Source organism: Streptomyces sp. CA189, assembly GCF_056428985.1.
Genome location: NZ_JBWJVM010000001.1, coordinates 80,104 through 94,862 on the forward strand (window position 1 = coordinate 80,104; position 14,759 = coordinate 94,862).

At 72.4% G+C, this 14,759-nt stretch carries 10 protein-coding genes and 1 tRNA gene; 2 read left to right on the forward strand and 9 right to left on the reverse strand.

All coding sequences use genetic code 11. The features are described from left to right. Positions 1 to 47: 47 nt before the first annotated feature. Entirely contained in the window at positions 48 to 683 is a 636-nt protein-coding gene (locus tag AC061S_RS00370) for a LuxR C-terminal-related transcriptional regulator (RefSeq protein WP_478683747.1), read from the reverse strand. 385 nt (positions 684 to 1,068) lie between these two features. On the opposite strand from AC061S_RS00370, the gene AC061S_RS00375 reads away from it, so the two are divergent. Further along, a complete protein-coding gene (locus tag AC061S_RS00375; RefSeq protein WP_478683748.1) occupies positions 1,069 to 1,533 on the forward strand; it encodes a hypothetical protein in 465 nt (154 codons plus the stop codon). Positions 1,534 to 1,540: 7 nt separating this feature from the next. After that, a complete protein-coding gene (locus AC061S_RS00380) occupies positions 1,541 to 1,777 on the forward strand; it encodes a hypothetical protein (protein ID WP_478683749.1) in 237 nt (78 codons plus the stop codon). Between the two features lie 92 nt (positions 1,778 to 1,869). On the opposite strand, the gene AC061S_RS00385 is transcribed toward AC061S_RS00380, so the two are convergent. From AC061S_RS00385 to AC061S_RS00420, 8 genes are all read right to left on the reverse strand, one after another. Then, positions 1,870 to 1,943, reverse strand: a tRNA-Thr gene (locus AC061S_RS00385). A gap of 105 nt (positions 1,944 to 2,048) precedes the next feature. Further along, positions 2,049 to 3,620 (reverse strand): alpha/beta hydrolase, encoded by a 1,572-nt coding sequence (locus AC061S_RS00390; protein WP_478683750.1) that lies wholly within the window; start codon positions 3,618 to 3,620, stop codon positions 2,049 to 2,051. A 234-nt stretch (positions 3,621 to 3,854) separates the two neighbouring features. Then, positions 3,855 to 5,066: a DNA polymerase III subunit delta' gene (locus AC061S_RS00395; protein ID WP_478683751.1), complete on the reverse strand. Its 1,212-nt coding sequence runs from the start codon at positions 5,064 to 5,066 to the stop codon at positions 3,855 to 3,857. A 139-nt stretch (positions 5,067 to 5,205) separates the two neighbouring features. Then, positions 5,206 to 8,454: a dTMP kinase gene (tmk, locus tag AC061S_RS00400; protein WP_478683752.1), complete on the reverse strand. Its 3,249-nt coding sequence runs from the start codon at positions 8,452 to 8,454 to the stop codon at positions 5,206 to 5,208. Between the two features lie 301 nt (positions 8,455 to 8,755). Next, the gene (topA, locus tag AC061S_RS00405; protein ID WP_478683753.1) at positions 8,756 to 11,590 is read right to left on the reverse strand and encodes a type I DNA topoisomerase; all 2,835 of its coding nucleotides are present in this window, start codon (positions 11,588 to 11,590) and stop codon (positions 8,756 to 8,758) included. A 398-nt stretch (positions 11,591 to 11,988) separates the two neighbouring features. Next, the gene (locus tag AC061S_RS00410; RefSeq protein ID WP_478683754.1) at positions 11,989 to 12,186 is read right to left on the reverse strand and encodes a hypothetical protein; all 198 of its coding nucleotides are present in this window, start codon (positions 12,184 to 12,186) and stop codon (positions 11,989 to 11,991) included. A 151-nt stretch (positions 12,187 to 12,337) separates the two neighbouring features. Then, complete coding sequence (locus tag AC061S_RS00415) at positions 12,338 to 13,915, reverse strand: DUF7059 domain-containing protein (RefSeq protein ID WP_478683755.1); 1,578 nt, start codon at positions 13,913 to 13,915, stop codon at positions 12,338 to 12,340. A 143-nt stretch (positions 13,916 to 14,058) separates the two neighbouring features. Beyond that, positions 14,059 to 14,625, reverse strand: a complete 567-nt coding sequence (locus AC061S_RS00420; RefSeq protein WP_478683756.1) for a small secreted protein — start codon at positions 14,623 to 14,625, stop codon at positions 14,059 to 14,061. Positions 14,626 to 14,759 lie beyond the last annotated feature (134 nt).

Consider the following 14,759-nt stretch of genomic DNA (forward strand, 5'->3'; position numbering starts at 1 on the left):
TGGTGATGCCAACCCCCCTTTCGGGGGGATGGAATACACATCGGCGATCAGAGGTGCGCGAGCTCGCACTTGGCCGCCACCACGGCCGCCTGTATGCGGTTGGCGACCCGCATCTTCCCGAGGATGCGGCTCACGTGCTCCTTGACCGTCTCCGGGCTGAGGAAGAGCCGCTGGCCGACTTCGCCGTTCGACAGCCCCTCGGCGACGAGGGACAGCACTTGCCGCTCCCGCTCGGTGAGCAAGGCGATCCGCTCCCGCGGCGACGAGGATCCGATCACCGACATCGGTCCCCCCGGCACGAGCCGCGCCATCGCGGCGGATACGGCCCAGCAGCCCGAAGCGACCAGCTGAAGCGCCCGGACGAGGTCGAGGGGCTCCATGTCCCTCGTCAGCACACCCTGGGCACCGGACCGCAGCGCCAGATCCACGTCGGCGGCGGCCCCCGTCGCGAGCAGCGCGACCTTGGGCGAGTCCGGCACCGCCCGGAGGTACTCCACCACCGTGCGCAGCTCTGCCGAGGGGATGTCCGCGGTGTCGATAAGAACCAGATCGATCCGGTCCCGTGCGGACCGCTCCAACGCCCGGTAGCCGGCCCGCTCCCCCACGACCTCGAGGTCGTCGACCTGGTCGACGGCCTCCCGGATGCTGCGCCTCAGTGGAAGGGAGTCAGAAATGATGATCAACGAACTCTTGTACACTATGCCCCGTTTTATCGCGCTCAAGCCAAGGTCGTGGCGCATGGTCAGTTGCGCCACACCAGCGAGCCTAGGCAGCGGCAGGGGACACCACATCAACTGCCCGAACGATCCGACCCCCGCCGCCCGGCGGGTTTACGTACATTGCGTTCACGACCCCCGAAGGGCACGTCGAGCACCCTCTCGGACTCCCATCCGGTCCACGCACCACGCACGCACGCAGAAACCAGAACGCCGAGGGCGGCGGTTACGGGTGGTCAGCATGCCAATCTTTTGATCACTTTTCGTAGTGGACTGCCCCCTCGAGGGCAGAACTCCGAGTCGACGACAAGCGTTCCCTTCTGACAGACACACTCCGCCTGAAGGGACACCGATGGGCAAGCTCTTAGCAGCCCGGATCCTCGCCACTCTCGCCACGACGGTCGGGCTGGCCGTCTTACCTCCAGTTGAGGCGCATGCCGGGGCGATCGGCTCGACACCCGTCACCGGCTTCGACTACCAAGTCGGCGGTGTCACCATGAAGGTTCCGACGGGCTGCATGTTCACTCACATCGTCCGCGGCGAAGGCAAGAAGATCACGTACCAGAATGCCGGCGTCGACTGCGGTTTCGTAGGAGCCCTGAATTCAGGCTTCTGCAACTGGCGCATCGACTTCACCTACGCGGACACCGACAACAAGACCTACCGCACGTCCCGAGGCAAGACGCACACGGAGTGCGAGATCCATCCGATGCGCGACAACTCCCCCCAGACACTGCCTCGTTACGGCAAGGCGTGCGCTCACGTCAGCGTCAACGGTGTGCGCCGGGTCAGTCAGTGCCACCACATCACGAAGTGAGCCGCACATGACCACACAGCCCCCGCCCGAAGACCCCGCCTGGGAAGCCAAGCGCCGCCGCGCGGGCCTGGCCGCCTTCCTGGTCGCCACGGCCCTGTCCTTCGCGTTCTTCGCCTTCTTCCCGGGTCTCCCCCACGTCATCGACTGGGGCTCGATCGTCACCTCGCTCGCCGTAGGCGGCCTGGCCCGCTGGGCATGGCAGTCCCACCTGTCGAGAAGACGCACCGCTCACCCGCAGAGCTGATCGCGCACCACGCCCCCGAAGCATCGCCAGTTCGGGGTTCGCGGGCATGAAAAAGCCCCAGGTCACGGCGAGTGAGTCCTGGGGCTAATCCGAGCCGCCTTCGGGATTCGAACCCGAGACCTACGCATTACGAGTGCGTTGCTCTGGCCAGCTGAGCTAAGGCGGCACCGCTGGGGAGACAAGAATTTCCCTGGTGGGAGGCTCTCATCAGCAGCGGCGCCAAGTCTACAGGGTTAAACGGGGTGCCCCGAACACGGGCCGCCGACGGGGGTCAGCACTTCTTCCGGTCCTCCGGAGCGGTGCCCTCCAGGAGGTACCGGTTGATCGCCGAGTCGATGCATTCGCTGCCCCGGCCGTACGCCGTGTGGCCGTCGCCGTCGTAGGTCAGCAGGACGCCCGAGTCGAGCTGGCTCGCCAGGGCCTCGGCCCACTTGTACGGGGTCGCCGGGTCGCGGGTGGTGCCGACCACCACGATCGGCGGGGCGCCCTTCGCGTGCAGTGCCTGCGCCGTGCCGGTGGCCTTCGCCGGCCAGTACGCGCAGTTCAGCGAGGCCCAGGCCAGGCCCGCGCCGAAGACCGGAGAGGCCTTCTCGAAGGAGGGCAGCTGCTTCTCGACCGCCTCGGGCCCGGCGAAGGCCGGAGGCTGGTCGAGGCAGTTGACGGCGGCGTTCGCCGACATGAGGTTGGCGTACTTGCCGTCCTGCTCGCGCTCGTAGTAGCTGTCGGCGAGGGCCAGCAGTCCGTCGCCATCGTCGCCGTTGATCGCGGCCCCGAGCGCCTCGCGCAGCTGCGGCCAGGCGTTCTCGTCGTACAGCGCGGCGATCACCCCGGTGGTCGCCAGCGACTCGCCCAGCGCGGTGCGCGAGCGGTCGGTCGTGGGGACCGGCTGGGCGTCTACCTTGCGGAAGAACTCCTTCAGGCGCTCCGCGATCTGCTCCGGGCTGCCCTGGCCGAGCGGGCAGTCGGTCTGCTTCGCGCAGTCCGCGGCGAAGGCCCGGAAGGCGGTCTCGAAGCCCGCCGTCTGGTCCCGGTTCAGTTCGACCGCGGGCCGGGAGGGGTCCATCGCCCCGTCCAGGACCAGCCGGCCGGTCCGGCCCGGGAAGAGGTCGGCGTACGTCGCTCCGAGGAAGGTGCCGTACGAGGCTCCGACGTAGTTCAGCTTCTCGTCGCCCAGCGCCGCACGCAGGACGTCCATGTCGCGGGCGGCGTCGACCGTCGACACGTGCGGCAGGACCCGCTGCGAGTGCGTCCGGCAGGCGGCCGCGAACTCCTTGAAGGCGGCCACCAGCAGGGCCTGCTCCGCCGGCGTGTCCGGCGTCTGGTCCACCTGCGTGTACTTGTCCATGGCCGGGCCGTTCAGGCACTCCACGGGGCTGCTGCGGTCCACGCCGCGCGGGTCGAAGGAGACCATGTCGTACGCGGCGCGGACCGGGGCCGGGTATCCGATGCCCGCGTACGCCTGGAGGTAGCCGATGCCGGAGCCGCCCGGGCCGCCCGGGTTCACCACCAGCGAGCCGAGCCGCTTGGCGGGGTCGGTGGCCTTGCGGCGGGCCACCGCGATGTCGATGTCCCCGGCCTCCGGGTGCTCGTAGTCCAGCGGGACCTTCATGGTGGTGCAGTCGAAGCCGGGCACGCCGCACTCGCGCCAGCTCAGCTTCTGGTCGTAGTACGGGCGCAGCGCGGCCGGGACGGCGGCAGGCGCGGCCGACTGCGCCTCCGAGGCCCCGCCGGAGGACGCGGCGGCGCGGGGTGTTCCCGAACCGCCCGAGGTGCACCCGGAGAGCAGTAGCCCCGCAGCAGCGATCACGGTCCCGGTGGTGCGCAGCAGGCGACTGGTGTCCATTCCCGGAGCCTACGGCCTGCGGGCACGGCCGGGGCGGTGGCACCCGCGCCGGGCGGCGGGCGGCCGCCCGGGCGCGGGGCACCGCCCCACACGGACCGGCGGCGTCTCCGCCCCGCCACGCGGGCCCCTCGAACGGGTGAGGCCGTCAACCGGAGTCGCAATCGCAGCCGTCACGGAAGCCGTCACCGCGGCCGTCACCGCGACCCTCACCGCGGCTACGGCAGGGGCCGCGCGTCAGCCCGCGCGCAGCGACATCGTCATCGCCTCGACCGCGAGCAGCGGGGCGACGTTGCGGTCCAGCGCCTGCCGGCACGCGATGATCGCCTCGATCCGCCGCAGCGTCCGCTCCGGGCCCGACTCCCGGGCGATCCGGTCCAGGTCTTGGCGTATCTCCTCGTTCGCGATGGCCAGCGAGGAGCCGAGCTGGAGGGCCAGCACGTCCCGGTAGAAGCCGGTGAGATCGGTCAGCGCCAGGTCGAGGCTGTCGCGCTGCGTGCGCGTGCGCCGGCGCTTCTGCCGGTCCTCCAGCTCCTTCATCACGCCCGCCGTGCCGCGCGGCATCCGCCCGCCCGTACCCGCTCCGGCGCCGAGCGCGGCCCGCAGCTCCTCGGTCTCCTTGGTGTCGACCTCTTCCGCGACCTGCTTGGCGTCCTCGGCGGCGGCGTCCACCAGCTCCTGTGCCGCCTTCAGGCAGTCGCCCACGTCGGTCACGCGCATCGGCAGCTTCAGTACGGTGGCGCGCCGTGAGCGGGCCGCCGCGTCGGTGGCGAGCCGGCGGGCCCGGCCGATGTGCCCCTGGGTCGCGCGCGCGGCGGCCCGCGCGACGTCCGGCTCGATGCCGTCGCGCCGCACGAGCACCTCCGCGACGGCGGCCACGGGCGGGGTGCGCAGCGAAAGGTGCCGGCAGCGGGAGCGGATGGTGGGCAGCACGTCCTCCAGCGAGGGCGCGCACAGCAGCCACACGGTCCGCGGAGCGGGCTCCTCCACGGCCTTGAGCAGCACGTTTCCGGCGCCCTCCGTCAGCCGGTCGGCGTCCTCCAGGACGATGACCTGCCAGCGTCCGACGGCCGGGGAGAGCTGCGCCCGGCGCACCAGCGCCCGGGTGTCCTTCACGCCGATGGACAGCTGGTCGGTACGGACGATCTCCACGTCGGCGTGCGTACCGATCACGGTGGTGTGGCAGCCGTCGCAGAACCCGCAGCCCGGCTCGCCACCGAGGGCGCGGTCGGGGCTGGTGCACTGGAGCGCGGCCGCGAAGGCGCGGGCGACGGTGGCCCGCCCGGAGCCGGGCGGGCCGGTGAACAGCCAGGCATGCGTCATCTTGGAGGCGGCCGGCGGCGGGGTCCCCGCTTCGATGGCGGTGACCAGGCCGTCGGCGTCCACCGCGGCGGCGGCAAGCTGCGTCTGGACCCGCTCCTGTCCCACCAGGTCGTCCCATACGGGCATCCCGCCCACCGCCTTTCCCTCGCGTACCGTCCGTGCCGTCTGCTCACCCAGTGTGGCGGCTCCCACTGACATTCCCGGTCAGCCCGCCCCCACGACGACGACCACCGCCGTCACGGCGTGGTCGGCGTCACCATCGCCGTCAGCGGCGGCGCGGTCCCTGGCCGTGCTCGTCCTCGTCGTCCCGGCGCGGGCCCAGCAGCTCGTCCGCGAGCGTCGGCAGATCGTCCAGCGGAGTCTCCTCCGCCCAGTCCGAGCGGGGCCGGCGCGGCCGGCCGTCCTCGGCGAGGAGCGGCAGTTCACGGGTCGCGTCGTTGCCCGAGTCGCGGAATATGCCCGGCGGGACCCGGTCGGCCGGGTTCTCCTCAGGTCGCTGGGCCGTCGGCCGCGACGCGGAGTACGAGGCCCGGGGCGGCGCCGGCCTCTGCGCCGACTCTCCCGCGCGCGTCCCGGTACCGGTACCCGCGCCCTCGGGGCGTACGGGCGGCAGGACCGCCGTCTCGTCCGCCGGACCCGTCGCGCGGACGGGCGGCAGCACTGCCGTCTCGTCCGCAGGACCCGCCGCCGGATCGGCCTTGGGGACCGGGACCGTCTGGGTGACGTCGTCCGGCTGCACGACCCGCTTGACGACCGGCGTCTCGATCGTCACGGCCTCGTCGAGGTGCGGATCCTTGCGCAGGTCGGCCTTGGGCGCGGCAGCCGCGGGAGCCACCGGGGCAGCAGGTGCAGCCGCCGGCACGGAAGCCGAAGCCGCCGCAACCGAGGCAGCAGCAGCCGCAGCCGCAGCGGACTTGGCCGCCGCCTCCGCCGCCGAGGCCTCGGCCAGCCGCCGCGCCTCCTCTGCCTTCAGCAGGGCCTCCTCGGCCCGCCGCTGCTTCTCCAGCCGGCGCTCCTCGGCCTCGGCGTGCAGCCGGGCCTCCTCCTCGGCCTGCTTGCGCAGCCGCTCGGCCTCCACCGCGCGGGCCTTCTCCTCGGCCTCCAGCCGCAGCCGCTCGGCCTCGGCCCGCTCGCGGGCCTCCTCCTCGGCGCGCAGCCGCTCCTCGCGCTCCTTGCGGGCGGCCTCGGCCTCGGCGGCGATCCGGGCCTCCTCCGCCTCGCGGGCCTTGCGGGCCTCCTCCTCGGCCAGCAGCCGGGCTTCCTCGGCCTTGCGCGCCGCCTCTTCCTCGGCCTTGCGCTTGGCCTCCTCGATGGCGAGCCGGCGGGCCTCCGCCTGCGCGGCCACCTCGGCCTCGGACAGCGGGAGCATCCGGTCCAGGCGGTGGCGCACGACGGTGCTGACCGACTCCGGGTCCTGGCCCGCGTCGACCACCAGGTAGCGCCCGGGGTCGGCCGCGGCCAGGGTCAGGAATCCGGACCGCACCCGCTGGTGGAACTCCGCCGGCTCCGATTCCAGCCGGTCCGGCGCCTCCGTGAACCGCTCCCGGGCCGTCTCCGGCGACACGTCGAGCAGCACGGTCAGATTCGGTACGAGGCCACTGGTGGCCCAGCGCGAGATGCGGGCGATCTCGGTCGGGGACAGGTCCCGGCCGGCGCCCTGGTAGGCCACCGAGGAGTCGATGTAGCGGTCGGTGATGACCACCGCGCCGCGCTCCAGGGCGGGCCGTACGACGGTGTCCACGTGCTCGGCGCGGTCGGCCGCGTACAGCAGGGCCTCGGCGCGGTTCGACAGGCCGGCGGAGGACACGTCGAGCAGGATCGAACGCAGCCGCTTGCCGACCGGGGTGGCCCCGGGCTCGCGCGTGACGACGACCTCGTGGCCCTTCGCCCGTATCCAGTCGGCCATGGCCTCCACCTGGGTGGACTTGCCGGCGCCGTCGCCGCCCTCCAGGGCGATGAAGAACCCGGCGTCGGACGCGGCCTGGACCGGCTCCCCGCCGCGCAGCGCCTCGCGCAGGTCACGGCGCAGCGGTACGCCGCTGCGGTCGTCGGCCTTGGCCAGGACGATGACGGCGACCGGCAGCAGCAGGGCGCCGACCAGCATCAGCGTGAAGGCCGCGCCGCCGTGCGCGAAGACGACCTCGCCGCCGGCCAGCCGGTGCGGCCCGATCAGGGCGGCCAGCAGCGGGGCGGCCACGGCGCCGACGGCCACGGAGACCCGGACGACGGCCTGCAGGTGCTCGGTGACCCGGGCCCTGCGGAACTCCTCGGTCTCCTGGTCGAGCAGCGTGTGCCCGGTGTTGGCGGCGACGCCCGCGGCGGTACCGGCGAGCAGCGAGAGGAAGACCACCGTCGAGGTGTCCGGAACCAGCCCGGTCAGCAGCAGGGCCAGCCCGGTCACCCCGACGGCCAGCGCCAGCAGGCGGCGCCGGGACAGGGCGGGGAGGACCTTGCCGGCCTGGCTGGCGCGGATGCCGAGCGCGGTGCCGCCGAGCAGGGCCAGTACGAACAGCGAGAACGCGGCCGCTCCGCCGCCCAGGTCGGTGGCGTGCAGGACGGCCACGGCGGCGGCGGAGGCAACGGCCCCGGCGACGGCAGCGCAGACGAGGACGAGCAGCGGGATGGCCCCCGTGCGCCCCTTCTCCGGCCGGTCCCCCGCCTTGGGGGCGCGCAGGCCCTCCAGCGGGGAGCGCGGACGCGGGGTCTTCGTGCCGGCCGGCACCAGCGGGAGCAGCAGCGATACGGACGCCGCGAAGAGGCCGGAGGCCACGTACGACCCCAGCGCCGCCTGGTTCTCGGCGAACCAGCCGAGGCCGAGGCCGAGTGCCTTGCCGATCAGGGTCGCAGCGAGCAGCGCGGCCGCGGCGATCGGCAGGGCCGCGAAGGAGGTGCGCAGGTTCAGCCGGCGCAGCGCGTCGAGGTGGTCGGGCAGCGGCCGTACGGTCGCCCCCTCCGGCGGCGGCGTCGGCAGCAGGCCGGGCGCGGTGCTGTCCTTGGCCAGCGCCCACAGCCGCTCGGCGGCGCCGGAGACGAAGACGGTGGCGAGGAGGGCGGTCAGCGCGTGGGTGCCGATCCAGTCGAGCCACAGCGGGGCCACGACGAAGAGTCCGAGCCGGACCCCGTCGGCGCCGATCATCGTCCAGCGGCGGTCCAGCTTGCCGCCGGGGGCGGTGAGCTTGGCCAGGGGTCCGAGGAGGACCGCGCCGAAGAGGACGGTGGACACCACGCGGACGCCGAAGACGGCGGCGACGGCGAGGGCCCAGCCGGTGTAACCACCGCCGAAGGGCTCCTGGTCCACGGCCGCCTGGAAGACCAGCAGCACCAGGACCAGCAGGGCGAGGGCATCACCGATGCCGCTCACCAACTGCGCGCTCCACAGTCGGCGCAGACCGGGGGTGCGCAGCAGGGCGCGCACCGCGCGCTCGCGGGAGTCCGCGGCGAGGGCTTCGTCGTAGGTGGGGGCGGTGTCGGTGTCGGTGTCGGTCACGACCGTTGGCTGCTCGGCTCGCGTCATCCGCCCAGCCTATCCGCTGCGCTGTGCGGGTGCGGAGGGCTGTGGACAAGGTCCGGTGTGACCCCCGACCCACCGTCCCGACCCACCGTCCCGACCCGGCGTCAGGGGGTCGGTGCCGCTGCGCGGGGCTGGTCCCCTACCCGCCCTTCCACCGTTCCCAGGGCGAAGCCCTGACCCGTCGGGACCCGGGCTGCGCCCGGAACCCCTGGGGCTCCGCCCCAGGCCCCGGTCCTCAAACGCCGGACGGCTGAAAACAGGGCCCGTGCGCATCGCACGGGCCCCGTTGGTGACTACTCGACGCCTACTCGTCCGCCGCAGCGGCCGCCGTCTTCTTCGCGACGGTCTTCTTCGCCGTGGTCGCCTTCTTCGCCGTCGTCGTCTTCTTGGCCGCCGTCGTCTTCTTCGCGGCAGCGGTCTTCGTCGCCGCCGCCTTCTTCGCGGGAGCCTTCTTCGCCGGAGCCTTCTTGGCCGTCTTCTTCACGGGGCCCTTGGCGCGCTTCTCCGCGAGCAGCTCGTAGCCCCGCTCCGGCGTGATCGTCTCGACGTCGTCGTCCCGCCGCAGCGTCGCGTTCGTCTCGCCGTCCGTCACGTACGGGCCGAACCGGCCGTCCTTGACGACCACCGGCTTCTCGCTGACCGGGTCGGTCCCCAGCTCCTTCAGCGGCGGCTTCGCGGCCGCGCGCCCCCGCTGCTTCGGCTGCGCGTAGATCGCGAGCGCCTGCTCCAGGGTGATGGCGAACAGCTGGTCCTCGGTCTCCAGCGACCGCGAGTCCGTGCCCTTCTTCAGGTACGGGCCGTAGCGGCCGTTCTGCGCGGTGATCTCCGCGCCCTCCGCGTCCACGCCCACGACCCGGGGAAGGGACATCAGACGCAGCGCGTCCTCGAGCGTGACCGTGTCCAGGCTCATCGACTGGAACAGCGAGGCCGTCCGCGGCTTCACCGCGTTCTTGCCCGTCTTCGGCGTGCCCTCGGGCAGGATCTCCGTCACGTACGGCCCGTAGCGACCGTCCTTCGCGACGATTTCGTTCCCGCTGATCGGGTCCTTGCCCAGCTCGAACTCGCCGCTCGGCTTCGCGAAGAGCTCCTCCGCGTACTCGACCGTCAGCTCGTCGGGGGCCAGCTCCTCCGGGACGTCCGCCCGCTGGTGGCCCTCGGCGTCCTTCTCACCGCGCTCCACGTACGGCCCGTAGCGGCCGACGCGCAGCACGATGCCCTCGCCGACGGGGAAGGAGGAGATCTCCCGGGCGTCGATCGCGCCCAGGTCGGTGACCAGCTCCTTCAGACCGCCGAGCGCGTCGCCGTCGGCCGGTACGACCTCGGTCGCGTCCTCCGCGCCGAAGTAGAACCGCTTCAGCCACGGCACGGACTGGGCCTCGCCCCGCGCGATGCGGTCGAGGTCGTCCTCCATCTTCGCGGTGAAGTCGTAGTCGACGAGCCGGCCGAAGTGCGTCTCCAGCAGGTTGACCACGGCGAACGACAGGAAGGACGGCACGAGCGCCGTGCCCTTCTTGAAGACGTATCCGCGGTCCAGGATCGTGCCGATGATCGACGCGTACGTCGACGGGCGGCCGATCTCGCGCTCTTCCAGCTCCTTGACCAGCGAGGCCTCGGTGTAGCGGGCCGGCGGCTTGGTCGAGTGGCCGTCGACCGTGATCTCCTCGGCCGACAGCGCGTCGCCCTCGGCGACCTGCGGGAGGCGCTTCTCACGGTCGTCGAGCTCGGCGTTCGGGTCGTCCGCGCCCTCCACGTAGGCCTTCATGAAGCCGTGGAAGGTGATCGTCTTGCCGGAGGCCGAGAACTCGACGTCGTGAGATGTCCCCGTACGGCCGTCCGCGGAGCGGCCGCCGATCTTCACGGTCACCGAGTTGCCGACCGCGTCCTTCATCTGGGAGGCGACGGTCCGCTTCCAGATGAGCTCGTACAGACGGAACTGGTCGCCGGTCAGACCGGTCTCGGCCGGGGTGCGGAAACGATCACCCGAAGGACGGATCGCCTCGTGCGCCTCCTGCGCGTTCTTGACCTTGCCCGCGTAGACGCGCGGCTTCTCCGGCAGGTACTCGGCCCCGTAGAGCTGCGTGACCTGCGCCCGCGCCGCCGACACCGCGGTTTCGGACAGCGTGGTGGAGTCGGTACGCATGTAGGTGATGAAGCCGTTCTCGTACAGCTTCTGCGCCACCTGCATCGTCGCCTTCGCACCGAAGCCGAGCTTGCGCGAGGCCTCCTGCTGGAGCGTCGTCGTGCGGAACGGGGCGTACGGGGAGCGGCGGTACGGCTTGGATTCGACCGACCTGACGGCGAACGAGGTCTCCGCCAGCGCGGCGGCCAGCGCCCGGGCGTTCGCCTCGTCGAGGTGCAGCACCTCGCTCTTGAGCTGCCCGGTCGAACCGAAGTCGCGGCCCTGCGCCACGCGCTTGCCGTCCACCGTGTTCAGGCGGGCGACCAGCGTGGACGGGTCGGAGGCGTCACCGGCGCGGCCGGTGGCGAAGGTGCCGGTCAGGTCCCAGTACTCGGCCGAGCGGAAGGCGATGCGCTCGCGCTCCTTCTCGACCACCATGCGGGTGGCCACCGACTGGACGCGGCCCGCCGACAGCTTCGGCATGACCTTCTTCCACAGGACCGGCGAGACCTCGTAGCCGTAGAGGCGGTCGAGGATGCGGCGGGTCTCCTGGGCGTCGACCATGCGCTGGTTGAGCTCGCGCGGGTTGGCGACGGCGTCGCGGATCGCGTCCTTGGTGATCTCGTGGAAGACCATCCGGTGGACGGGGACCTTGGGCTTGAGGACTTCCTGCAGGTGCCACGCGATGGCTTCGCCCTCGCGGTCCTCATCGGTGGCGAGGAAGAGTTCGTCGGACTCGGCCAGCAGCTCCTTGAGCTTCCTGACCTGGGCCTTCTTATCGGCGTTGACGACGTAGATCGGCGCGAAGTCGTGCTCGACGTCCACACCGAGACGGCGGACCTCACCGGTGTACTTGTCGGGAACCTCGGCCGCGCCGCTCGGGAGGTCGCGGATGTGCCCGACGCTCGCCTCGACGACGTATCCGGGGCCGAGGTAGCCCTTGATGGTCTTCGCCTTGGCAGGGGACTCGACGATGACGAGTCGGCGGCCGCCCTTTGCGGTCTCGCTAGTCGGGGACAACTTGGCTCTTCTCTCCGGTCGGCACTCGGTCGCAGTACGGCGACGCTGCGGAGTGTGACGGTACAACCCGCCCCCGTGTCAAACGGCAGAAGCCCGCAACGGCCACTCGAACGGTAACCCGACAAGTGCCATTTCTGCCGCCCGGATGCCGCGCCAGGCCCTCCGCACTCACCGGGCAGAGTGGCCGGAGGGCCGTCTGGCCCCGCCTCCGGACCCCTCTTCACGTCGGTGTTTCTCCGTGCGTACGGGTCCTGCGCGCATTCCGGACGAGCGGGAGAAACCCGGCGCGCCGCAGGCGCGGGGACGGTATCCGGCCGATCCGGCGGCCTTCGAGGCCGGTACCCGCCCGACCTGCGCCGGTACCCGCCCGACGCCGGACCCCGACGCCAACCCCGGCGTCAGATCCGTCCGAGGCACCAGACCCCGAGAGCCAGCGACACCCCGCCGGCGAGCAGTGCCGGCGGTACGGCCACGACGGGGCGCACGCCCTCGGCCACCGGCGCGCCGCGTAGGGCGCGCGCCCCCGTCCAAGCCAGCAGAGCGGCCCCGAACAGCAGGAACACGGCCGCCGCGAAGATCGCCGGACCGTGCTCCATGCCGTTCCCCTCGTTCCCCCGGGCCGCTCCCGGGATCCCCCCGGATCCCGCTGAACGGAGGATTTCAGCCGGGGGCGTACACCAGACGAACCCGGGGTTACATCCCGGCTCCGGCTGCCCGGTGCCGGGCGGCGCACGGCGGCCGCCTGCCCTACTCCCCGCCGGCGCCCGCTCCCGCTCCCGCTTCCGTTTCCGCTCCCGCCCCGGCCACCGGCTCCAGGAACCCCTGCTCCACCAGCAGCCGGATCGCCTCGGGCGTCCGGTCCCGCAGGACCACCGGGTCCTCCTCCACCAACTGGGCGATGGCGTCCAGAATCCGCCCCGCGCTCAGTGATCCGTCACACACCCCGGCGAATCCGGCCCCGACCGTGTCGACCTTGGTGGCGCGCCGCATGCCCCGGTTCTGGCGGAGCACGACGTGTTCCGGATCCTCCGCGCCGGGCGCGCCGACCTGCTCCTGCACGACCTCCTCGGTCAGCCGGAAGTAGCCCGCGAGCAGGGCCGCGTCATCGTGGTCGCGCAGGTAGTCCTGGCGCGCGAAGTGGGCGAGGACGGCCTCCCCGAGCGGCTGTTCCACCGAGTGCGGCCACTCCTCGACCACGATCGACGGCTCGGCGGCGTCGCTGCGCCGCAGCGTGATCCAGCCGAAACCGACCGCCTTGGTCTTGCGGGCTTCGAACTCGTCCAGCCAGTCCTCGTACCGCTGTTCGTACTCGACGGGGTCGGTGCGGTGGTCACCCGCGTCGCGCAGCCACAACTCCGCGTACTGCGTCACGTCCTGCACGTCGCGCTGCACGATCCAGGCATCGCAGCCGCGCGGCACCCAGGCCCGTACCCGGTCGTGCCAGTCCTCGCCGTCCACGTGCTGCCAGTTGCCCAGGAACTGCGCGAATCCGCCCTGGTTGAGCCGGGCTCCGGCCTCCTGGACCAGGGTCCGGCACAGGTCGTCGCCGCCCATCCCGCCGTCGCGGTACGTCAGCCGGGCCCCGGGGGAGATCACGAAGGGCGGATTCGACACGATCAGGTCGTACGTGGCCCCGCCGACCGGCTCGAACAGCGACCCGGCGAGCAGTTCCGCCTCGGGGGCCCCGGACAGTGCGAGCGTCAACCGGGTGAATTCCAGCGCCCGCGGGTTGACATCGGTCGCCGTGACCCGCGTCGCGTGCTGGGCGGCGTGCAGCGCCTGGATCCCGGATCCGGTGCCGACATCGAGGGCCGAGCCGACCGGCGTGCGGACGGTGATCCCGGCCAGGGTCGTGGAGGCGCCGCCGACCCCGAGGACCACACCCTCCTCGCGGCTGCCGATGCCGCCGGCCCCGCCGACGGCGCAGCCGAGGTCGGACACGATGAACCAGTCCTCGCCGTCCGGACCGCCGTACGGGCGCACGTCCACGGTGGCGTGCACCTCGTCACCCTCGCGCCGCAGCCAGCCGTCGGCCAGCGCCGCGTCGACGGGCAGGGCGGCCGCGGCGTGCACGTACGGCACCGGCTGCCGCAGCAGGAACAGCCGGGTCAGGCTCGCGAGCGGCCCGTCGCCGCGGCTGCGCGTGGCGCGCAGGGCGGGAACCGTCTCGCTGCGGGCCAGCGCGGCGTACGCCGGGGCACCGAGCAGGTCGAGCAGCCCGTCGGCGGTGAAGCCCGCGGCGAGCAACGCGGCGCGGAGCTCGGCCGCGCGGGCCGACGAGGGGAGGCGGGCGGGCAGACCGGGGGGAAGGCTGGTGGTACTCACCCGCCCATTGTGGCCGCTGCCGCCGCCAATGCCCGCGCCACACGGCCTGCGGCGCCGGCGGACATGCGCCGGGGCGGCCGGGGTCCCGAAGGATCCCGGCCGCCCCGGTGTGTGCGGCGCCGCCGGCAAGGCGGCTGCCCGCGCTAGGACTTCGCCGGCGACGGAGTCGTCACCTGGCAGCCCTTCTGGCTGTTCATGGCCTTGTCCAGCCCGCCCGCCTTGAGCTGGTCGAGGGCTTCCTTGCCGCCCTTGGTCGCTTCCTCCAGGCCGTCTGCCACCACCTTGAGGCCCTCGGCGAACTTGCCCTGGTCCTTGGCGTCGAGGGCGTCCATCTTCGCCTTCAGGTCGGTGTAGCCCGCCGACGTCGACTCGAAGCCCATGACAGCGGCGGCCTGGGTCTTCTCGCCGTCCTTGACGGGCGGAACTCCCGCGCCCGTGAGGGCCGTACCCATCGCCTTGTACGACTCGGACATGGTCCCGAAGGCCGCCGAGTCGGTCGACTGGACCTCCTCGGGCTTACTGCTCTCGGTCGCCACCCGCTTGATGTCGGCGTTCGCCTGCTCGATCTTCTTGAGCTCGGGCTGCCAGCTGTCGCAGACCTTCTTGGCCCAGGCGTCGGTCTTCTTGTCGCCGTCGTCCCCGCCGCAGCCGGACAGGACGAGCATCAGCACCGCAGCGCCCGATACCGCGGCCGCAAGCTTCTTGTTCACCGGATTGGTCCCTTCGAAGGCTCTCGGCCCGGAAGATACACGCCCACCATCCGGGAAACGCAAAGGCGGACGGACGGCGCGTCAGTCCGCGCCCCCCGTCCGCCTTTCGGGCGTACGGTCGAGTCGAGCCGGGT

What these genes read in the sequence shown, in the direction of transcription:
- AC061S_RS00375 (WP_478683748.1), top strand. Translation starts at nt 1,069, where the DNA reads ATGGGCAAGCTCTTAGCAGCCCGGATCCTCGCCACTCTCGCCACGACG.
- AC061S_RS00380 (WP_478683749.1), top strand. Translation starts at nt 1,541, where the DNA reads ATGACCACACAGCCCCCGCCCGAAGACCCCGCCTGGGAAGCCAAGCGC.
- AC061S_RS00390 (WP_478683750.1), bottom strand. Translation starts at nt 3,620, where the DNA reads ATGGACACCAGTCGCCTGCTGCGCACCACCGGGACCGTGATCGCTGCT.
- AC061S_RS00395 (WP_478683751.1), bottom strand. Translation starts at nt 5,066, where the DNA reads ATGCCCGTATGGGACGACCTGGTGGGACAGGAGCGGGTCCAGACGCAG.
- tmk (WP_478683752.1), bottom strand. Translation starts at nt 8,454, where the DNA reads ATGACGCGAGCCGAGCAGCCAACGGTCGTGACCGACACCGACACCGAC.
- AC061S_RS00410 (WP_478683754.1), bottom strand. Translation starts at nt 12,186, where the DNA reads ATGGAGCACGGTCCGGCGATCTTCGCGGCGGCCGTGTTCCTGCTGTTC.